Here is a 22,279-nt window from a genome sequence, read left to right on the forward strand (position 1 = left end):
CGGTGGAGGACACGTGCGTCGTTGGCTCGTGCTGCTCGCCGTCGTCGTCGCGTTCGCCGCGCTGTCCGCGGGCGGCGCCATCGCGCGCGGCGTCGTCCCGTGCGAGCTGCTGCGGGCCCAGCCGACCTGTTACGTGGCGCTGCGTCCGGGACCGGCCGAGGACGTGCTGCGTCTGGTCGAGGTGACGGGGGCGCGGGCCTACGGCTCGACGGGAGAGTTGCTGCTGACGACGGTGGCCGTCGACGAGGAGCTCGGCCTGGCCGAGTGGTTGCGCGCCAGCGTCTCGTCGGGGATCGAATCGGTGCCGCGCGACACCCTGTTCCCGCCGGGCAGCGACCGTGACGAGGTGGCCGAGTACAACGCCGCGCTGATGGCCGACAGCCAGCTGACGGCCACGCTGGCGGCGCTGGAGGAGCTCGGCTTCGACGTCACCGGTGAGGGGGCACTGGTGACCGCGGTGGTCGAGGACGCGGTGACCGACCAGCTCGAGGTCGGCGACGTCATCACCGCGGTGGACGGGGCGCCGGTCACCGACAACCGTGGGGTCGTCACGGCGGTGCAGTCGCGCGCTCCCGGTGACCGGTTGGCGCTGTTGGTGCGGCGTGGCGAGGGCGAGCGCGAGGTGGAAGTGGTGCTCGGTTCGGCCGCCGACGACGAGCTGCGTCCCTACGTCGGCGTGTTGCTGTCGACGGAGCTGGCGCTGCCCGTCGACGTGCGGATCGACGCCGGCGTCATCGGTGGGCCGTCGGCGGGGCTGATGTTCGCGCTCTCGATCATCGACGTGCTCGGACCGCAGGACCTCACCGGCGGGACGGTCGTGGCCGGGACCGGCACGCTCGCCCGAGACGGCGCTGTAGGTGCCATCGGCGGGATCCGCCAGAAGGTGCTCGGCGCCATCGACCGTGAGGACGGCGGCCGTGCCGCGAGCGTCTTCCTGGTTCCGAGCGCCAACCTCGACGAGGCACTGGGCACGCCGGTGGAGCGCGACGTCCTGCTCGCGCCCGTCGCCACCCTCGACGACGCCCTGGCGGCGTTGTCCGCCGTCCGTGCGGGGGAGCAGCCGGCGGGGGCCGTGCAGCTGCAGGGGTCGGGCACGCGGGCCGCGGTCGGCTGACGTCCCGCCGGGGCGGACCTGAGTGCGCTCATGGTCGTCAACTGGCCCCCGATGTGGGCGCTGGCTAGCCTCGTTCGTCCGCGGCCCGGCGCATCCGCGGACCTCGCCGTACCGAATTCTTCCCGGGGGTGAGTGCCTCTCCAGCGCCGTGAAGGGCCAGTCGTGGGCGATTTCGTACGGCGGCGTCTCGGCACCGTCGTGGTGCTCGGTGTGTTGCTCGTCCTGTTCAGCGCCAACCGCATCGCGGTGCTGCTGACCGACCTGTGGTGGTTCGACGCCCGCGGCTACCGCGACGTCTTCACCACGGTGCTCACGACCCGGATCGGGTTGGGACTGGGCTTCGGGCTGTTCCTCGCCGCCCTGATCGCCGTCAACCTGCTGGTCGCGCGACGACTCCGGCCGTTCTACATCCCGGCCACGCCGCAGCAGGCGCAGATCCAGCGCTACCGCGAGCTCGCCGACCCCTACCTGCCGTGGCTGATCGCGGGTGTGGCGGCCATCTTCGGGTTCACCTCCGGCGTCGCCGTCAGCGCCCAGTGGCAGAACTTCCTGCTGTGGCTCAACGGCGGCACCGTCGGCCGCTCCGACGCGCTGTTCGACGTCGACCTCGGCTTCTACCTGTTCGACCTGCCGTTCCTGTCGTTCATCCAGACCTGGCTGTTCACCTCGCTGATCCTGACGGCGATGCTGACGACCGGTGCGCACTACCTGCTCGGCGGCATCCGGCCCGAGTCCGAGGGCGAGAAGCTGCTGCCGTCGGTCAAGGTGCACCTGTCGGTGCTGCTGGCCGCGATCCTGCTGGTGCGCGCCTGGGGCTACTGGCTCGACCGCTACCAGCTGCTGTACTCGCCGCGCGGAACCGTCACCGGTGCCTCCTACACCGACGTCAACGCCGAGCTGCCGGCGCTGTACCTGCTGCTCGGGGTCAGCGCGATCGCCATCGTGCTGGTGCTCGTCTCCATGCGTCAGCGCGGGTTCCTGCTCCCGGGTGCCGCGGTCGGGTTGCTGGTCGTCGCCTCGATCATCCTGCAGGGCGCCTACCCGGCGGCGATCCAGCGTCTGCGCGTCGACCCGCAGGAGCTCGCCCGCGAGGAGACGTTCATCGAACGCAACCTCGCCGCGACCCGCGAGGCGTTCGCGCTCGAGGACGTCGAGCTGCGGCCGTTCGACATCGCCAACGACCTCGACGCCGACGACGTCATCGAGAACGACGTCACCCTGCGCAACGTGCGCCTGTGGGAGCCCGAGGTCCTCGAGACGACCTATCAGCAGCTGCAGGCGTTGCGGCCCTACTACCGCTTCAACGACGTGGCCATCGACCGCTACGAGATCGACGGTGAGCTGCGCCAGGTCATGCTCTCCACCCGTGACCTCGCCGAGCTGCCCGAGGACAACGACTCGTGGCAGAACCGCCACCTGACCTACACGCACGGGTTCGGTGTCGTCGCCTCGCAGGTCAACACCGCCAACGCGCAGGGCCAGCCGGTCTTCATCGCCTCCAACATCCCGCCGGCCGGTGCCGACGAGGTGCTGCCAAGCGAACAGCCCGGGGTCTACTACGGCACGTTCCGCAACCCCGCCTACAACCTGGTGCGCACCGACGCGGTCGAGCTCGACTTCGAGTCGCCCGACGGCGAGACGCAGGTCGCGACCGTCTACGACGGTGCCGGCGGGGTCGACATCGGCACGTTCACCCGGCGGCTCGCCTTCGCGCTGCGCTTCGGTGACTACAACCTGGTGCTGACCAACTTCATCACCGACGAGTCGCGCATCATCTTCAACCGGCAGGTCAGCGACCGCGTGCAGCAGATCGCACCGTTCCTCGAGCTCGACTCCTCGCCCTACCCGGTCGTCACCGACGGGCAGGTCAAGTGGATCGTCGACGCCTACACGACCGCGACCTCCTACCCGTACTCCGAGGTGTCGACGCTCACCCTCGGTCAGCGGCAACTGCCGGTCAACTACGTCCGCAACTCGGTCAAGGCGGTCGTGGACGGCTACGACGGCGACGTGACGCTGTACCGCGTCGAGGAGGACGACCCGGTCCTGGACGCCTGGGAGGGCGTGTTCCCCGGCATCGTGCAGCCCGCCGACGCCGCGCCCGAGGAACTGGTGGCTCACTTCCGCTACCCGCAGGACCTGTTCCGGCTGCAGTCGGACCTGTACCGCACGTACCACATCCCCGACGCGTCGGCGTTCTACAACCGGGCCGACGCGTGGTCGATCCCGCGCGACCCGGCCTTCGCCGCCAACCAGGGCACCGGCACCGCGGGTGACCTGACCGGGACACAGAACCAGCGCCTGATGCAGCCCTACTACCTGCTGATGCGTCTACCCGGCGAGGAGACCGAGGAGTTCGTCCTCATCCAGCCCTACCTGGCACGCGACCGCGAGAACATGGTCGCCTGGCTGGCAGGACGCTCCGACGGCGAGCACCTCAACGAGCTGTTCGCGGTCCGATTCCCGACCGACTCGCAGGTGCTGGGTCCGCTGCAGGCGCAGGCCCGCATCGAGCAGGACGACGACATCTCGGCCTACATCACCCTGCGTGACCGCGACGGGGTCCAGGTGCGACGCGGCAACCTGCAGGTGCTGCCGATCGCGGACTCGCTGCTGTACGTACAGCCGCTGTTCCTGCTCAACCCGCAGGCCGAGATCCCGGAGCTCGCCCGGGTCGTGCTGGTGATGGGGACCCAGACCGCGTTCGACACCACCTTCGCCGGTGCGCTGGGGCAGCTGCTCGGCATCGACGTCCCCGACTCGATCGCCGAGGAGGAAGGCCGCGACCCGGGCCTGGAGCCCGGCACCGACCCGCCCGCGACCGACCCGGACGACGACGGCGAGCCCACCGACGAGGTGCCGGTCCCCGAGGACCTGCTCCGCGACGCGCTGGCCGCCTTCGCCCGTGCCGAGCAGGCGCTGCGCGACGGCGACCTCGCCACCTACCAGGACGAGGTCGAGGCCGCGCGTGACCTGCTCCAGCAGGCTGCCGAGGCCCAGGGCATCACCGTGCAGGAACTGGTCGAGCCGGACGAGGACGAGCTCACCGACCAGGAACTGCTCGAGGAGGCCGGTGACGCCGGCGCCGGTGACGAGGCCGATGCCGAAGACGGCACCGGCGGCTGAGCCGCCTTGCAAGACCGACCGCGACCCGGGCTTCGGCCCGGGTCGCGTCATGTCCGCGTCGTGGCCTGAGTCGATTGGCGTTCCGGCGGGGGGAGCCGGTACGTTGTGCCCATCGACGCGGGGTGGAGCAGTTCGGTCAGCTCGCCGGGCTCATAACCCGGAGGTCGCAGGTTCAAATCCTGCCCCCGCTACCACGAAAAGGCCCTTCGGGGCCTTTTCGCATTTCATGGGTGCCGTATGGGTGCCATGGTTTTGTGAGGTGACGAACACGCTCCGTTACAGCCCGTTAGTGTGGGTCCGGTAGATGCTTGACACATTGGCTCCGGTGCTCGGGTGACAGGTCACGGACGCGGCTCCGGTAGCTGTGCGACAGTGGCTCCGGTAGCTGTGTGACACCTGGGTCCGGTTCGGCTCGGCTTGTTCGATCTCGTTCGAGGTCGAGGAGGCCGTCGTGCTGGTGGTGTTGGGTGTGGTCGAGCAGCGTCATGCGGCGGTGCTGGAGGTCTGGTCGACGGCGCGCCGGCGTCGGAGGTGGCCCGCCGGTATGGCGCGCGGCAGAACGCTGCATCGGTGGTTGCGCCGAGATGCAACGTCAGAGGTAGCGGGGTTGGTGGACCAGGCCTCGAGGCCGAGATCGTGTCCGCATCAGGTGCCCCCGCGGGTCGAGACGGCGAGTCGGGTTGCGGCGGGCGCATCCGGGGTCGGCTCCGGCATCTTCGTCGGTCGCTCGACACTAAGCCCAAAAGACTTCGTCGAAGCTAGGCTTGGGCCGACGGAGGACTGCGATCGAGGACCACGTTAACGTGACGGACGGTACTGAGCCCATGTTGCCGTCTGGAGCACGCGGGAGCGCCGTCAGCAGCCAAGAAGTCCGCACGGCGACACGGCGGGGTCTGTCGTCCAGTGCACTCATTGCGCGGCAAGCAGAGCTTGTCCGCAATTTTGGGACAGCGAGGCGGCTCTGCCCCGACTTGGTCCCAGTGGGAGTCTCAGCAGTCCGGGCAGTCGCGTCGCGCGCAGTTGGAGGCTCAAGGAGATGGGATGGCGCGCGAGATTCTCACTCCGCATGGCGTGCGGGTACGGCTCGGGGACTGACAGATTGCTGAGGCTACGGCGGAGGCTGACCCGATGATGGACTGGTTGCCGCAGGCTGACGAGCGGATTGTCGCGCGCGAGCAACTCGTGCTCGTCGTACGTGCTGATCGCCTCGGCGAGGATGCTGCTCAACTCTTCGTTCAGCTCCCGGATGGCTCACTCGACCGGGTGACGATGACCCGCGAGGAGGTGCTGGCCGGTCGTTCGGCCGTCGCTGGACGTTCGGCCGACCCTCAACGGACCCTTGCGGCTCTGCACGGACTGTGGATGCGCTCAGCTGCCGAGCAGATGCGTTCGGGGGCACTTGCGACCAAGCCGTTGCGACCGTTCGCCCACCAGGACGAAGCAGTTGACCGGATGTTGGCGCAGCCGCAACTGCGGTTCTTGCTGGGCGATGAACCGGGGACAGGCAAGACAATCATGTCGGGCCTCTACATCGTTGAGGCCCGGCGGAAGATGTTGCTGCAGGGCAGGGCGCTGATCGTGGTTCCAGCTCACCTCGTGCCGAAGTGGGAGCGTGAGATGCTGGCCTACTTCGGCATCGAGGTCGGGGTGGTGACCTCGGAGGTGGGACGCGACTTACGCCCGCTGCGTGGCGATGTGGACACGTGGCTGGTGTCGGTCGACCTCTTCACTTACAACATGGACGTTCGCGCGAAGCTGGCGGGTTCTCACGCCTCCTGGTCGCTCACGATCTTCGATGAGGCGCACCGGCTCACACCGACCTCGCAGTTGCTCGGCGCTGCCCAGCAGGTCGTGGGTCGTTCGCGGCATGTGCTGTTACTGACTGCCACGCCGCACCGCGGCAAGGAGGACTTCTTTCGCGAGCTGATGCACCTGCTGGACCCGGCGGTGTACGCGGTTGACACCGACCAGCCGTGCGTGCCGTCGTCTGCGCACTTCCTGCGGCGGATGAAGGAGGACCTCAAGGACGCCGAGGGCAACCCGCTGTTCCCCGAACGGCTATCGGAGACGGTGCCGACGACGTTGCGGGTAGACGAGGCTGCGCTGTACCGCGACGTAATGGGCTACGTCGAGGCGTACTACCCGCACGCGCTCACGATCGCGCGGATCATCTACGGCAAGCGCGCCGCGTCGTCCACGGCGGCCCTTCGCGCGACACTTGAGCGACGCCGCGAGTTCGTCAAAGGGTTGAAGGCCGCCCGCGGGCGGGGCACGTTCGACCCGAGGTTCGTAGCGGCTCTGACCGGGGAGCTGGCTGAGGTCGGGCTGGTCGAGGACGACGAGCGGTGGGCAGACGCCGAGCAGGTCCTTGTCGGTAGCGACACAACCGACAAGCAGGGTGAGCTGCAAGCCATCGACGGGCTGCTGACGAGCATCGACCGCGTCGAGGCGGCGGGGCCACCGACGAAGTGGCACCAGCTAGCCAACCGGGCCGAACAGCATGGTGTCAGGCCCGGCAACGACCAGCTACTGGTGTTCACCGAGTTCACAGACACTGCGACATGGCTCGTAGAGCAGTTTCACAACGCTGGATTCACCGCAGAGCTGCTATCCGGCGGCGTTGGGCACAAGGAACGCGACCTACTGCAACGGCGGTTCCTCGCCCGCGACTTCCAGGTGCTCGTATCCACCGACGCAGGCGGGGAAGGCATCGACCTCCAGAGCGCCAACGTGATGTTCAACTGGGATGTGCCGTGGTCGATGGTGCGTCTGGAGCAGCGCATGGGACGGCTGCACCGGATCGGCCAGCAGCGTCCAGTGTTCGTTTACCACCTAGTCTCGCCCGACACGGCCGAGGGTCGGGTCCAGGAGGTCATGCTGGACAACATCGCGGCAGCATCAACGTCGCTGTCCGGCCGGATGTACGACCTGATGGACGCGACCGCTGCAAGGCTCGGATTCGACCTTGCCGCCCTGTTGGTCCGCGCCGTGGAGGGCCGGGCCGATCGAGAGGACGTTCCCGACTCTGAGCATTGGGAACGTGCTGCTGCGGAGATCGCAGACAACGACCTGCGGCTCACCCAGCAGACCAACCTTGACCTCGCCCAGAGACGCCTTCAGGACGACGTGCTCGAGCAGATCAATCCGGTCCACGTCCGCAGGTTCCTGGAGACGGTCGCCGCATGGCAGGACTGGAAGGTGACCAACGGGCCGCACGACGGCATCTACGTCCTCGACGCGTCCCCACGCAGCCTCCCTGAGTTCATGGGCGGGAAGCAGATCAAGCTGGTCGCGACCCACGGCAAGCCTGTTGCCGACGCCATCTCCGCAGGGGCGGTCGGTCTGACCGACCAGGTCACGGTGTTCGGCCCCACGGAACCAGCACTCGCAGAGCTGTCCGAGATGGCAGTTGATGAGGGGATGCTGGACCTCACCTCGCCCGAACCCCCGGTGCTGGTCGACACCGAGTCCTACACCCCCTATGTGCTCGGGGTCTATGAGACGACCATCACGACCGAGACGGACACCGGCCGCACATCACGCAGGTTGCCGTTCCTCGTCAGGCTCTCGGGGCCCGGCGAGGCGGTCGTGCCGGACTGGCCGTCCGTACTGCGCCTCTCTGCCGCCGCACCGAGTAGCGACCCGGGCGAGCTCACGCCCGGTGGGAGGGTCGACCTGAACGACGCCGCCATGCGCCACGTCAAACACGTCGCGGAGGAGCGTAGGGCGCTGCGAGTAGCTTGGGCGCAGGAGACCCGCAACGCGATGGAGGACGGCTACCTGCGCTACCAGCAGGAGATCTCGAACCGTCCAGACGACAAGCGCGCCGAGCTGCTCGCCGCGTACCAGCGGCGCATGCAGACGCGCCACGCTGAACTCGATCGGATGCTGATCGTCGACGCGGCACCTCCTCAGCTGATTGGCGCTATCCGCGTCTCCGCTGGGATGACTGTGGACGACCCGGCGCTTCGCGAGAACGGCGAGAAGGTCGCCATCGGTGAAGCGATAAAGGAACTAGGCCGCAACGACTTCCAGGTCCACGACATGCAGACCGCAGGGGTCGGCTACGACCTCAAGGCAGTCAACCACCCCGTCCAGCCGCCCAGGTGTGTCGAGGTCAAGAGCCTGCTCGACGGCCTCGATGGCGTCACCTTGGAGCAGTCCGAGTGGACCCAGGCCCAACAACTCGGCGACGCCTATTGGCTGTACGTGGTCATTGGCTGCCGTTCCGGGTCAACACCCCAGATTGCGGTGCGGCTCCAGAACCCAGCTGCTGTGCTCGCCAACACGCCGGAGGGCCATCAGCGGTTCCGGATCAACGTTTCCCAACTCCGCCCCTTCGCAGAGAAGGCCTAACATGCACGACCGTGGCGTTCGCAAGATTGACCGATGGTTCCCCATCGACGCGGTCGACGAGGCTGTTGGGAACCCCGCCGGATCGGGACGCTCCGAGAAGGCGTTGACCACGTGGTTTGCGGCGAGGCCCATCGCGCAAGCCCGCGCCGCGACTCTCACTGCGCTCCTTCCGGACGTCAACGGTCAGACCCAGAGGCTCATCGACATCGTCGTGCGCGGCTACGACAAGGCTGCCAAGGATGGCGCAGCGACCGACCTCATCGAGTTCAAGGACGCGGTCAGCAGGCTGGCAAGCCTAATCGAAGGGCGCTACCCAGAGGGGCCGCCCGTCGTACTCGATCCCTTCTCCGGCCGTGGGATCTTGCCCCTCGAAGCCGCGCGGTTCGGTGCTCGGGCCATCGGCGTCGACCTGGCGCCACTGGCCGTACTCGCCAGCCGCCTGCTCGCTGACTACCCCTACCGTGACTGGTCTGGCGAACCCGACCTTCCAGCTGGGTGGTACCCAGATTCCAAGGGGATGTTCGACGACGATCGCCCCAAGCTCGTCCGTGACGTCGAAGCCTTCCTGCTCGAGGTCGGCCGGCGTCTCGAGGTCAAGGCAGAGCAGTACTACCCCCGGAATGCCGACGGGCGGTTCCCGTGGGGCTACGTCTGCGCGGTAACCATCGCCTGCGATGGCTGTCAACGCCGGTTCCCCATAGTCGGATCACTGGTCCTTCGGCACCCCTATACGAAGACCGGTGATCGCGGCCAGTGGATGAGGCTCGTCACAAGTGGCGACACCTTCCGCGCAGAGGTCGAAGACGGTACTCCTGAGCAGCAGCCCACCTTCACTGCTCCCCCTGGGAGCAGCAAGAAGACGGCCCGATGCCTGTTCTGCGGCCACGTGCACTCCCGCGACACCATCAAGCGGAAGGGCTTCGCCGGAGACTATGACGACATACCGCTAGTCGCTTCCGATGCGCAGCCGCGGCAGGGGGCCAAGGACTTTCGTTTCCTCCGCGACGATGAGATCAGGGCCTTCCTGGCGGCCCAGCATGCAAGCCTTGAGCCCGTCGGCGCGCTGTCCGTCGTACCGGACGAGCCGATCCCCGCAGGGAACAATGACACGGTCCGCGCCAGCGGGTACGGGTATCCGACCTATGGGTCGTTGATGAACCGTCGTCAGGCTGTGCAGTTCGCACTCAACGCAGAAGCAATCCGAGACCTCGCCGCGGACGCTAGGGGGGCGGGTGCATCGAGTGACTACGTCACGGCACTGGCCGGGTTCGCCGCAGCGACACTTGGCCGACGGGTTCGCCGTGCGACGCGTGGTGCCCGACTACTCACCCACGGCAAGTCGGACGGCTCGAAGCAGAACCGGGTCCAGACGTCCGACGTCTACGCGGACGAGTCGAAGGTCTCCGATGGGTTCGACTACATCGAGGCAGGCCCTGGGGAGGGACCTGGGACCTGGGACTCGATCGTAGATACCTCGGTGAATGCGCTAACACGGGTGCTGGAGTGGCCTTCGAGCGAGGCGCGCAATGGTCGCTTCCGTCAAGGGTCAGCCACGGCCCTGCCATTGAGGGACAACTCGGTGGATGCGTGCATCACCGATCCGCCATACCTGAACATGATCGACTACTCGGACGCATCCGATCTGCTTTACGTCTGGGTGCGCCGGACACTGCACGATGTGATGCCCGACGTGTTCGGTCCGGAAGCGCCGTCGCTGCAACCCAAGGATGAGGAAATCATCGTCAAGCGCGGCGGTGGCGCGGTGAACGATCACCGAACTGGCGACTGGTATCACCAACAACTCGCCGCCGCCTTCACCGAGATGCGGCGCGTACTCAAGGACGACGGCCATCTCACGGTCGTGTTCGGCCACCACGATCCTGATGCCTGGGTCCGCCTGCTCGGCGCGTTACATGAGGCACGGTTCGTCGTTACCTCGTCCTGGCCAGCGCGTACTGAGTCGGCCAACACCGGAGTCGCGTCGATCAAGGTCACGGTCACTATCGGGTGCCGGGTCGCTCCCGAACGACGTCCGGACGGGATGATGTCGCAGGTCGACCTTGAGGTTCGTCGGGAGGTCGCCGCCCGGGTCAAGCGCTGGCGGCAAGACGGTCTCGCGATGCCCGACCAGCTGATGGCGGCATATGGGCCGGCGATGGAGGTCTTCGGCCAGTACGCGAGTGTGCTCCAGCCCGATGGCGAGCACGCCAGTCTGGAGCGCTACCTGCTGCTGGCCCGCACCGTAGTAAAGGACGCAACAACGCTCGTGCTCGACTCGCTGCCACTTGAGACGTTCGATGCCGGCACTCGCCTCGCCGTCTACTGGCTGCAGGTCCACGGGCTGGGGGCTGTCGCCAAAGGTGAGGCACGGTTCATGGCGCAGGGCGACGCGATCCGGCTCGAAGAGGTCCGTGACCTGCTCAAGGAATCCAGCAAGGGTTTCACACTGCTGGTCGAGCCCGCAGATGCCGACCCGGATGAGCACACGCCGTTGTTCTTGCTCGCCCGAGCCATCTCCCACCGGTGGATCACCCAGGGCGCCGACGGGGTCGCTGATGTGCTCGCGCAAGCCGTTGTGTCAGGGTGCATAACTGGCCCCTCTGATGCGCACCTGTGGGCCGTCATCTCTGAGTTGGAACGCGTGCTCTCGCAGTCGCACCCGACAGCCAAAGCGCTCGCGGCTGTGCAGCGATCGCGTAATCAGATCGTGAACTTGACCGGGCAGGCCGCTGACCGCGTCTCGAGTGGCCGGAAACAGCAGGTGCTGGAAGTGGGGGATGCACGATGAGCGGGATGCCGAACTGGACCGAACGGCTGCAGTTGCGTGACGAGGTCATCGCCTCGGACGGATCCGTCGGCGAGCTTCAGATGAGCCTCGGCAAGGTCGTCTACCAGACAGCTGACGTCCCGTACCGGAAGGCGTCGTACTGGTGCGACATCACCGAGCCGACTGACACGATGGTCGGGGTGTTCGCATCGGTCGCACGGAGGCTGTGGTCGTCATCGAGCACGGATGCAACGGCCCTGTTCCAGTTCGCCCAGGGCATGGGCGGCGGGAAGTCGCACGCCCTGGTCGGCATGTGGCACATGGCCCGTGAACCGCAAACCTTCTTCACCTCCGAGGTCGGCCAGCGGGTCACCGCGACGGCCCAGGCAGGGGGCCGCACCCTCGACGTCGGCGAGGTGCACACGGTGGCGCTCTGCGCGGACCAGTTCTCGCCGGGCAAGTCCTCCCCTCTGTTCGGTCCCGCCGAAACGCTATTTGAACGGTTCCTGTGGAGCTTGTTCCCGAATGACCGCGAGACCTACGACCGGCTTCGCGCGCGGGGGGCGGACAAGGCCACGGTCGCGGAGGCGCTCCGGCTGGTTGGCAAGCCCGTGCTCGTCCTCATCGACGAACTCATGGACTACGTCGCCGCAGCGGCATCCAACGAGTACGTCAACCGGCTGCAGTCCGACGAGCACCAGTTCCTGAACTCCTTGTTCGATGCCTGCGATGACGTGGAGCATGTCGCCGTCCTGCTCGTGATGATCCGCTCAGATCTCGACCAGCACGGCTACCCACAGGTTGCGCAGGACTTCCGTGAGTTCCTGCAGTCACGGGTGAACCGCAACGGCAAGCCCGCTCCAGTGTCTGAGTCCAAGGACTTCCTGTCGATCATCCGACGGCGGTTGTTCGTCACTCCGCCTGACGAGGCGCTGGTGTCTGAGGCGGTCGACGCCTTCCAGTCGACGGTAGACGACACCTGGCGGGAGCAGGTGTTCGACCGGTTGCCGGGTGGACGGAACCTGACCACCGTCACCGATCGGCTCGCAGCGGCCTACCCGTTCCACCCCGACCTCGTCGCGCTCGTACAAGACGAGTGGTCGACGACGGTCGGATTCCAGCGGGTCCGCTCGACGGTCAGGATCTTCGCGGCCACCTTGCTGCATTGGTTTCAGGAACACAATGAGGGACGGTGGGTGCCGCCGGTCGTAAGCATCGGGGATCTACCTCTCAATGGCCACGATGTGCTCGACAACATCCTGAATTCGGGACTGCTCTTGGGCAACGAGGCGGCGATGCAGGGCTTCGCGAACCTCGCATCGACCGACGTGATTGCGCTGTCCGGTACGACCGGCCGTGCAGTCGACATAGATCAATCAATCCGCGACGCCGGGATCTCGTCGCAACAGCCCGCACCTGCCGTGCGTATGGCGACTGGCCTATTCAACCTCTCACTGGTCAATCGCGCGCAGGGGGCGAGGGGAGCGACCAAGGCCGAGCTGCATGCTGCCGTCTGGGTGCCCGGCATGGAGTTCTCGGCAGCGGACGAGGTGCTCCTGCGCCTGACCGATACGGAGGAGGGCCTCGGATCCCTCGAGGTTGACCAGCCCGACAACCACCGCAACCGCTACTGGCTGTCGATCAAGCGCACGCTGCAGGCGGTGCAGAAGGCCGCCCGCAACCAGGTCCAAGCGGCCGACGTTCGCGCCACCGTCCTCGACGAGATTCGCACAATCGCTAGTCGCCATCAGAGCCCGTTCGGCAAAGTGATCGTCCTCGAGGATCCCGGGGAGGGCGTCGCTGCCGACCAGGTCGTTCACCAGATTGATGAGGCCGATACTCGCCTGGTCGTACTTGACCCGTTCCGTTGGACATTGCTCAACGGACGTGACTCTCAGACTCGGACCGACATCAGCGTCCTGCTGGGTATGGGCGATCGCACTGTTGCCCATGCTGCCTCGTGCGTGATCGCAACGGTCAATACCCAGCAGCGGCGTTACGTCGAACAGGCAGGTGAGGACGTTGTTGCGTGGAAGCACGTTCAGCGCCAGCTCGCCGAGAGCGACGAGGACACTCTCAAGCAGGTCAAGTCCAGCCTGGCCGATGCAGAGAGGCTGCTACGCGCACGTATCCAGACCGCGTACCGCCACTATGCATTCGTTGCTCCGGGACACGACTCGGATATCGCAGCCGAGGTTCAGCACCGTAGGTTCGATGAGGACACCCAGACGTCACTGCGTGGTGACAACGTCTGGACTGAACTGGTCAACGCTGGACGTGCGTCGCAGCCTGGCCAGCTTTCACCGAAGATCCTCGAGATACTGCTTACCAACTTCGGCCGCCCGCTCACCCCAAGAGAGATCGTCGCAGCGTTCTACGGTGACCCGCGGTTCCCGCTGGTCACGTCTACCAGCGACATCACCGCTGCGTGGGACGGCCTGCTCGGCGTCGGTCTGAGCGCGCCCGGTGGCTGGCAGCTCGAAGGGAGTGATGGCACGGTCTTCGGTGTTGCAGGCCCCGGCCAGGTCGCCATAAACCGAATGGATGCCACGTTCGTTCCCGTTGGAGTCATGGAGAACGATGATGCGGACAAGGGCAACGAAACGGACAGTTCCGGTGAAGGGTCGGGAGGCGCCTCGGACGGGACGGCGCAGCCCTCGGGTGGCTCTGGCGGTACGACAGCGACGAAGGCGCCGCTGCGGGAGTACCAGATACATCTGCCGAGCGTCTCGCTCGGAAACATGCAGCACCAGCGGGAGGTGTGGGCCATCCTCACCACCCTTGCGAACAGGCTGGACACTGCGAGCCGAGCGACCAACGATCCGCAGGTCATCGATCTTCGCGTCACCGTCACGATGCGGGAGACCGATCTGAGCCGAATCCAGCACGCCATTGAGACCATTGGCAAGGGATCGGTAAAGGACGACGAACCTCTTGCGTAGGAGTCGGCTGTTGCGGTGCTTGCCTACCCAGCCGACTCACGCCTCCAGTGCATCGGAACGATGGAGAGTCCAGAGCCATGAATGTCACCGACCGACTTGAGACCGCCATCGTTAGCCTCGAGGAAGAGCTCAAGCGCCGTTACCCGCCCCCGGAGCACAAGAGGTTCGAGTTCAAGGATGCGGCGTCGGCGGCATACCGAGACGGTCACCTCAATGAGGTACAGCTCGCTGACTGTCGGAGTCTCTGGGAAATCCGGAATCTGCTCAGTCACCGCCGTTTTGGTGGCCGGCGCCCGGTTGTTGCCACCGCGGAGGGTGCAGTACTAGCGGAGGGCATACTCGAGGCATTGTCGGGTCGCGTCCCGCGCGTCGACATCTTCTCGGCGAGGCCGGGCAACGTCGCGACGGTACGACCGGACTCGACCGTACGCGACGCTCTGAAGCTCATGCAGAGCAACGACTACACCAGCCTGCCCGTCGTCGATCAGACGGTGAAGTTTCAAGGCTTGCTGTCGAGTCACGACCTCTTGGTGTGGATAGCCAGCGAGTTGGAGAGCATCGGTCTCGTCGAGGATGCCCCCGTGGGCCGTGTAGCTCGGACCGGCGGTGTGGACTACCGGTTCGTGCCTCGTGACCTGCCCCAGCGTGACGCGCGGCGGGCGTTCCACACGCACCCGGACGAGCACGGTCAACCGTTGGCGGCCCTACTCATCACGAAGACCGGCGCGATCCACGAAGATCTGCTTGGCATCCTCACTCCATGGGACCTCCCGACCCTCGCGAGCTAGATGGCAGCGGCAGAGCTCCCGCCTGATTGGCCTGTGGCCGCACAGGGTGACATGTGGGCACCGTCGTGTGCTCCGCAACCGCCAAGGCGGCGATATCTGGACGGCGTGCCGGCCCTCCCGTAGATGGAGCTTTCGACGCTGAAGCTCACGGCACACGCTTCACAATTGATCAAGTGTCGTCGGATGGCGGCCCCGCCTCTGCGTCGCCGAAGACGAGTTGGTCGAAGCGGCTGGCGGCAGCTTCGTCCATGCCTGGGATGACGTGCTGATAGGTGTCGGCGGTGAAGGAGTGGGAATGGTGGCCGAGCCGCTCCTGGACGACCTTGACGTTCACGCCACCCTCGCCGATCAGCAGCGTCGCGTGGGTGTGGCGTAGGTCCTGCATCGGCCGAATCCGCGGAAGGCCGCTGGAGGCCACGAGCTCCCGCAGCGTCGACGAGACGTGGTCGGGATGCCACGGTTTGCCGTCTTGGCGGCAGAACACCAGCGCCTCCTCGGGAGGGATCGTCCGAAGGAGAGCCTGCTCGGCCTGCAAGGCCCGCAGCGCTATGAGCAGCTGGGTCACGCGCGGCGGAATGCTGATAGTGCGGAATCCGTGCGCGGACTTGGGGGCGTCCTTGAACTGTGCTGTGCCGCCGACCTTGACCAGCACTCGGCGGACGGACAGCAGACGTCGTTCGAGGTCGAGGTCGATCCAGCGCAGACCGAGCAGCTCTGATCGTCGCAGTCCGGTCGAGGCTGCTAGCGCCCACAGCTCGTGAAGCTCGTGGCCTTCGATGAACACGGCGAAGGCATTGACCTCCGCGGCCGACCAGGTTCGGATCCGCTTGCGTCGCTCGTTGCGTGCCGCGGTTGCCGATGGCGCGGTTGCCCGGTCCGACGGGTTGGTTTCGAGGTACTCCCACCGGACCGCGTCCTCGAGTGCTCGGTGCAGGGTCACGTGGACCTCGCGTACGGACTTCAGCGAGAGTGGCCCGGTGCCGCGCGTGCGGCCGTTGTCGCGGATGTCGGCGTAGAGCCGGTTGATGACCGGCGGGGTGAGCGCACGCAGCGGCAGGTCACCGACCCGCGGGACGATGTAGCGCTCAATGTTGCCGCGGTAGCCCTCCAGCGTGGTCACCCCGATGCTCAGCCGCATTGCGGGCAGCCACTGGTCGACGAGGAACTCTTTCACCGTGACCGTGGTGGGCTGCACCAGCTGCCCGCGGTCGCGCTTGTTGAGCACCTCACGCAGTGCGGCCTCGGCTTCCCTGCGCGTGGCGAACCCACCACCTCGACGTCGTCGCCGCTTGCCGGTCGCGGGGTCGTCGCCGATGTCGACGACGAAACCCCACGTGTAGTCTGAGCTGCCGCAGGCCGGGCAGTGCCGATCCCCCGCGCCCAAGCGGGTGCGCTTCGGACAGCGGGTGCAGCGCTTGTAGACCTGTCGGGTCACGGGGCAACCTCCGCGGGTGTCACTGCTCGGGCTTCCGCTCGGAGTTCGTGTCGACGGCTTCACACCTCGAGAACGAAACCGACCCAGGTGACGGCCGGGTTGTAGCCGGCGCGGATCTTGTCGAGTACTCGCCAGGTGTGCTGCTGGTCGGGTGCCTCGTCGGCCTGGGCGTGGACCACGAAGTCGCGGTGGAGGTACAGCCCGGCGAGCGCGCTTTGGATAGCGCGGCGAGGTTCGGCCAGTCGTTCGCGTCGGCGCTGATGCAGGCGACGGTGGGGTAGTAGCCGAACTCCTGACGCTCGACATTCGTGAACAGATCGTCGTCGCCGTTCACGGTCTACCTCCACACATCGGATCCGACCACGATGCCGGGCGTCCCGAGGGTGTGCCCGCAGACGGGGCGCCGGCCTGTGGACGCCGGTGCCCTCAGCCGGTCGGGTCGGGAAGCCAGCCGAGCATGGCGTAGAGCTTGGCGGTGGGGACGAGCAGACGCCGCCCGATGCGGACCGAGGGGATCTCGTCGCGGGCCACGGCGCGGTAGGCGGCCGAGCGGCTGATGCTGAGCAGCTCGGCGGTCTCCGGGATGGTCATCGTCGCCGGCATGATTGTCTGGTCGGGGATCAGGGTCGCGGTCATGGCGGTGCTCCTCTCGTGGTCGGCTGTAGAAGGACTCCCCCCGACGCAACGTGGTTTGTGACATCGGTGGGTCCTTCGCACGCTTCGTGGTCGCGGTCCGCGCCGGTCAAGACCGCGCGGTGACGTGGTGTCGCGGGTGTGAAGGGAGTTGTCTTCGAGCCTGCCGCTGAGTGACATCCGTGCGACCGTCGCACAATCGACGAGTCCATCTGCGAGCTCTACAACGAGGAACACTGCGACACCCACCGAGACGTCGCAGGACGACCAGAGACCACTGAGACGAGATCCTGCGAATCTGGCCCGCTGTCGAAACTCGCTCAGAACCGTGATTGCGTGCGGGTGGTGTCGCCTCAGGCTGACGCCCATCACTCGCAACACTGGCAGGGTCAGATGCCTCTCTCCACTCGCAAGAACCACCCGCTCGCCCTAGGCCACGACCTCTCACGGCCCTGCTGAATCACGACCCGACGATTGCGTCATTTCAGCCTTCTTGCCCATAGAGTGATGACGGGTGCTGACTTGGACCGCTTCGGCACCAACCTCGCAGGGATGTGACCCATGTCGTCTCGGGAATTCACGGCTGAGGACCTCGGCTACTGGTACTTCCGGCTCAATGGGTTCCTCGCCATCCCGAACTTTGTCGTGCATCCAGACGAGGGAGTCAATCAGAGAACAGATGTCGACATTATCGGAGTTCGCTTTCCACATCGGAGCGAGGTCGTCGGGGAACCTCTCCGTGACCACGATGCGATCACGAGGTTCGACCAGCGAAAAATGGTGCTGGTGTTCGCGGAGATCAAGAAGAGTAAGTGTCGATTGAACGGTCCTTGGACCACTCCCTGCGCCGGGAACATGCAGCGTGTGCTCGGAGCGGTAGGACCCGTCCCCCCACGTCGGCAGGACGAAGTGGCTCAGTCGCTCTACGACTCAGGTAGCTGGTCGGATTCTCACCTCCTTGTCTCCCTGTTCTGCCTCGGTAGTACGTATAACCGGAAACTCGCACTAGATTATCCGAGCGTTCCACAGGTTCTTTGGCCCGACGTCCTCAGCTTTATCTTCAGCCGATTCCGGTCGTATCGGCTACAGAAGAGCCGGCACGATCAATGGCCCGAGTCTGGGAAGCGACTCTGGGACCAGGCCTGGGAGGTCGGGGATTCCGCGGATTTCATTGCCTCCGTTGAGATCGCTTGAAGCGGCTGACGCACTCGACGCGTTGGATACGCCGTCTGGATCGAGCTCCTCGATTGCCACACACTTGTCAGTCTGGTGGTCTCATGGGACGCCGCTTCGCGAGCCTCGGTTCCCCGCCGGTGCCGCTGTGGCGATCGTGCCCGAACGACTTGGCCAGAGGACTGGAGAGCGGTTTCAGGAGCCGCGCATCGCCGTGATGATGCGCGGTCGCGGTCACAGTGGCCTACGCCCATAGCTGCACATCACCGGTCCTCTGGAGAGGAGCTCACAGCCTCAGCGGTTCGATCTCTAGGAACCGCTAAGGTGCCCGGATGAGCGAACTTGACCCTCCGGAGCCAGACCGTCCCCAAGGTCAGGGGCTGCGGCCTACGACGGATGCTTCGCTACCTGCCGCCGACGAGCTACCCCCACAGGTCCAGCTCGCCGCAACGTTCCACAGTCGTTCCTGGAATCGGACCATTCGGATGAACTGCTTGCATCGTTGGTCACACCGGAGTCCCTCGCGGCCTGGGTACAACAACGTGATGCAGTGGCAGACGCACTCGCTGAGCTGAACCTGGCGACGGGCGTACAGTTCGCGCATGATGTCGAGCATGCACCTGTTGACGACGTGGCGTACGTCCGCTTCGTGCGCGTACCAAACCAAGACCAGAGCTACTACATCGATGCTGAAATTCTCGCGTCCGCTCAGGTGCTAACGCTGCAGCATCGCCCGGAACTTGGTCAGCCGTTCGATGGCTGGCGCATACACGCCGTCGGTGACTACGTGAAGCCGGAAGAGCTGCCCCGACCCTCGTAGTCTCATCCGTGCTGGTCTCGCTGCTATGCGACAACGCCCCTTGCAGCTCCGTGCACCGTGCATCTGGGTGGCGCGTTGGCGGATGCATAGCGCCCATCGAGACCACCACTAGTGGTCGCCGAGATCCAAACCACGCCTAACCGGTTGTTCGGGGAGCGTGCGCCCTCAACCTGTCACTCGCTACGGTGGACGTCAGGGAGGAAGGGGTGCCAGTGGGGCTTCGATCTATCCTCGGGGTGGAGAAACCAAAGCTGGGAACTTGCGAGCACTGCGAGCACCACCGGCAGTCGCGGTCGCCGACCGGCTCATCGAGGGCCAGCGCGATCCGAAGCATGGAGGGCGTGGCGATCTTCAAGCAGCTGTGCACGCGCTTCCGGGCTGCACGACAGTTTTGTGGGCAGTAGGGAGGTACGGAATCAGTACCGTCGACGAGCAGATACTGAGCGCCGCCGACGCGATCTCATCCAACATCGCGGCCCTCGGATACGACCGGACCCTTCTCGCCCAGAACATCCTGAGTCAACTGCGCAACTTGGTCGAGGGAGTCGCCGTGCGGCTACACACGGGCCGTGGCGATGGCGAGTTCCAGTACGCCATGGTCGGCTCGGCGATCTCCTATGTCTCCAGTCAGGGCAAACTCAACTTTGTCTCACGGTTCCACAAGCTGCTGCAGATCAGTGCATCGCACTACACGATGGGCGGAGACCCATCCGAGCGCCTCATGCTCAAGTACTACGACTACCTGTTACGGATCCGAGACCTGGCGAGCGCCCAGTTCGGGCTCAGTACCCTTGCAAATCTCGAGGATTTCCCGGTCGATCTCGACCCCTCGCTTCAGGAGTACCACCAGAAGATTGCCGAACGCATTGTGGTAGCACAGGCGACGCCACTAGAGAAGCCTCGCAGGGATCGCTATTACGTTCACGCCGTGCGACCCTTCTACACGGGCGGGCGTGTTCTCTACGAGGTGACCTTCTACAACGCGGTTAACCGAATCAGCAAGTTCGACCGCGTCATCGGGTTCACTGACATCGATATCACTGACAAGTACGCGGCAAACCTCGTCCTCGCAGCCGATTCGATCGAAGTGCTTGGGCAGACCATGCCCATCACGATTATCCGAGACTGGGAGGTATCGATTCGACCCTGCGAGTTCGACAACTTCGCTCGGATCTTCGATGAGCGCTTGAAGACCTCCACCGCTAGCACCGAGTACCGGAACCTGATGCGGTACCTGACGGCGACATCTTCGAACCTGCTTGACGTCGTCGACATGGGCGACGAGCAGTACAGCACCCTCAGAGCCTGGGTAACGAAGACGTCCCAGCAGCCGCGGATCTTGCCGGTCCTCGACAAGGCACGCGCGCTCGTGCGCAGAGAGTCGCCTGGGTCAAACGTCATCCGCTACCTGATGCTGCGAATGAACAACCAGATCATCAAGCTGCAGCACACCAACCGAGCCTGCGGCGTGCTGTCGGACCTCCACCTTGAGTACGGCTGCACGCCATTCGATCGAATGCCCTTCTGCACCTCGCTCGTCGGACACAACCCCCGCTTCGCAGACCTCGCCGAGGGCCTTGACTCCACGGGACGCGCCCACGAACTCCTCGCCCGCCGGGTCAAGACCAACGTTGAAAACCGCGGCATGCTCTACACGCCGGCCGGCGACGTCGAACGGCTGGGAAACGTCGATCAACTGATGGCCGCCTACAACGGCCATGTCTACTACAGGCACACTGGCCGCAAGATGGTGAAGGACAAGGGTCACCTCTTCCTCCGCGAGTACGAGGACGGCACGGTCGCCATCATCGAGAAGCTGCAGGAGTTCGCCGCGACCGGCCTCGCCGGCTACCGAAACGCGGTGAAGCAGTGGCTTGCGCAGACAACTCCTGCCCCGGACGACCCACTCAAGGTTCAGGCGCTCGAGGATCTGTTTGCTGACTCGCACGTCGCCCTGATCTATGGGGCGGCCGGGACCGGCAAGTCCACGATGGTCAGTCTCATCGCGAAGTGCTTCAACGGTAACGAGAAGCTCTTCCTCGCCCACACCAATCCGGCCGTCGACAACCTCAGGCGTCGTGTGAACGCCCAGAACTCGACCTTCCGTACGATCAGCAGCCAAATCAACCGAAACGATGCGATCGACTACGACGTGCTGGTGATCGATGAGTGCAGCACCGTCAGCAATTCTGACCTGCTCAAAGTGCTTGAGCGGACGTCCTTCAAGTTGCTCGTCCTTGTCGGTGACGTGTTCCAGATCGAATCCATCCAATTCGGGAACTGGTTCGGGTTGGCGCGCTCGTTCATCCCCGCTAGTGCGGTATTTGAGCTCAAGACACCGTTTAGGACGAAGAACGCCAATCTGCTCGACCTGTGGTCGGCCGTCCGCGACCTGAAGGACGACATCGCCGAGACACTGGCCCGGAACGGCTACTCCACGGTGCTCGACCAGAGTCTCTTTCAAGCCCAGCAGGACGACGAGATCATCCTGTGCCTCAGCTACGACGGTCTCTATGGAATCAACAACGTCAACCGCTTCCTCCAGAGCAGCAACCCCGGCGCGCCGACAACATGGGGCGCCTCGACCTACAAGGTGGGCGACCCGGTGCTCTTCAACGAGACCGACCGATTCCGGCCCCTCATCTACAATAACCTCAAAGGGCAGATCGTCGACATCCAGACGTTGCCTGGTCGGATTCAGTTCGACGTATCGCTCGACCGACCAGTGACTGAACTCGATGTCGATGGCTTCGAGCTCCGTTATGTGGAGGACTCCACTGTCAGGTTCGATGTCTACGAGCGGGGCAGTGGCGACGACGATGACGATTCCACAATTGGTTCAGTTCCGTTTCAGGTCGCCTATGCGGTCTCAATACACAAGGCGCAGGGCTTGGAGTACGACTCGGTGAAGGTGGTGATTACGGATGCCAACGAGGACGACATCACGCACAGCATCTTCTACACGGCAATCACCAGAGCACGTGAGAACCTGCGGATCTTCTGGACACCTGAAACAGAACACGCCGTCCTGAGCAGACTACGGCGCAGCGCCAACAATAAGGATGCTGCCCTGATGTCGGCTCGCCGTGGACTGACGCCGATGTGACGACTGCAGTTGTCCCGAA

10 protein-coding genes and 1 tRNA gene are annotated in these 22,279 nt (G+C 65.3%); 9 read left to right on the forward strand and 2 right to left on the reverse strand.

Going from position 1 to position 22,279, the window contains the following annotated elements:
• Nucleotides 1-13 precede the first annotated feature (13 nt).
• The 7 genes from ACERMF_RS03555 (at nucleotide 14) to ACERMF_RS03585 (ending at nucleotide 15,093) form a co-directional block, all read left to right on the forward strand.
• Complete coding sequence (locus ACERMF_RS03555) at nucleotides 14-1,114, forward strand: PDZ domain-containing protein (RefSeq protein WP_373667646.1); 1,101 nt, start codon at nucleotides 14-16, stop codon at nucleotides 1,112-1,114.
• 162 nt (nucleotides 1,115-1,276) lie between these two features.
• A complete protein-coding gene (locus ACERMF_RS03560) occupies nucleotides 1,277-4,240 on the forward strand; it encodes a UPF0182 family protein (protein ID WP_373667647.1) in 2,964 nt (987 codons plus the stop codon).
• A 116-nt stretch (nucleotides 4,241-4,356) separates the two neighbouring features.
• A tRNA-Met gene (locus ACERMF_RS03565) sits at nucleotides 4,357-4,434 on the forward strand.
• A 934-nt stretch (nucleotides 4,435-5,368) separates the two neighbouring features.
• Nucleotides 5,369-8,596, forward strand: coding sequence for a helicase-related protein (locus ACERMF_RS03570; protein WP_373667648.1), 3,228 nt, complete (start codon nucleotides 5,369-5,371; stop codon nucleotides 8,594-8,596).
• 1 nt (nucleotide 8,597) lies between these two features.
• The gene (locus ACERMF_RS03575; RefSeq protein WP_373667649.1) at nucleotides 8,598-11,384 is read left to right on the forward strand and encodes a hypothetical protein; all 2,787 of its coding nucleotides are present in this window, start codon (nucleotides 8,598-8,600) and stop codon (nucleotides 11,382-11,384) included.
• Nucleotides 11,381-14,305 (forward strand): DUF499 domain-containing protein, encoded by a 2,925-nt coding sequence (locus ACERMF_RS03580; protein WP_373667650.1) that lies wholly within the window; start codon nucleotides 11,381-11,383, stop codon nucleotides 14,303-14,305. The genes ACERMF_RS03575 and ACERMF_RS03580 overlap by 4 nt, the downstream gene beginning before the upstream one ends.
• A 77-nt stretch (nucleotides 14,306-14,382) precedes the next feature.
• Nucleotides 14,383-15,093 carry a CBS domain-containing protein gene (locus ACERMF_RS03585; protein WP_373667651.1) on the forward strand — a complete coding sequence of 237 codons (711 nt, stop codon included), beginning with the start codon at nucleotides 14,383-14,385 and terminating at the stop codon, nucleotides 15,091-15,093.
• 169 nt (nucleotides 15,094-15,262) lie between these two features.
• Here ACERMF_RS03585 and ACERMF_RS03590 read toward each other — a convergent pair whose 3' ends face one another.
• Together ACERMF_RS03590 and ACERMF_RS03595 are read right to left on the reverse strand one after the other, a co-directional pair.
• Complete coding sequence (locus ACERMF_RS03590) at nucleotides 15,263-16,528, reverse strand: tyrosine-type recombinase/integrase (RefSeq protein ID WP_373667652.1); 1,266 nt, start codon at nucleotides 16,526-16,528, stop codon at nucleotides 15,263-15,265.
• Between the two features lie 426 nt (nucleotides 16,529-16,954).
• Nucleotides 16,955-17,164 (reverse strand): helix-turn-helix domain-containing protein, encoded by a 210-nt coding sequence (locus tag ACERMF_RS03595; RefSeq protein ID WP_373667653.1) that lies wholly within the window; start codon nucleotides 17,162-17,164, stop codon nucleotides 16,955-16,957.
• Between the two features lie 1,720 nt (nucleotides 17,165-18,884).
• Between ACERMF_RS03595 and ACERMF_RS03600 the strand changes: the two genes are divergently transcribed.
• Together ACERMF_RS03600 and ACERMF_RS03605 are read left to right on the forward strand one after the other, a co-directional pair.
• Complete coding sequence (locus ACERMF_RS03600) at nucleotides 18,885-19,154, forward strand: hypothetical protein (RefSeq protein ID WP_373667654.1); 270 nt, start codon at nucleotides 18,885-18,887, stop codon at nucleotides 19,152-19,154.
• A gap of 415 nt (nucleotides 19,155-19,569) precedes the next feature.
• On the forward strand, nucleotides 19,570-22,260 hold the full coding sequence (locus ACERMF_RS03605) for an ATP-dependent RecD-like DNA helicase (RefSeq protein WP_373667904.1): 2,691 nt from the start codon (nucleotides 19,570-19,572) through the stop codon (nucleotides 22,258-22,260).
• Nucleotides 22,261-22,279: the final 19 nt, after the last annotated feature.

Origin of the sequence: Egicoccus sp. AB-alg6-2, from assembly GCF_041821025.1 — a bacterium.
GTDB lineage: Bacteria > Actinomycetota > Nitriliruptoria > Nitriliruptorales > Nitriliruptoraceae > Egicoccus.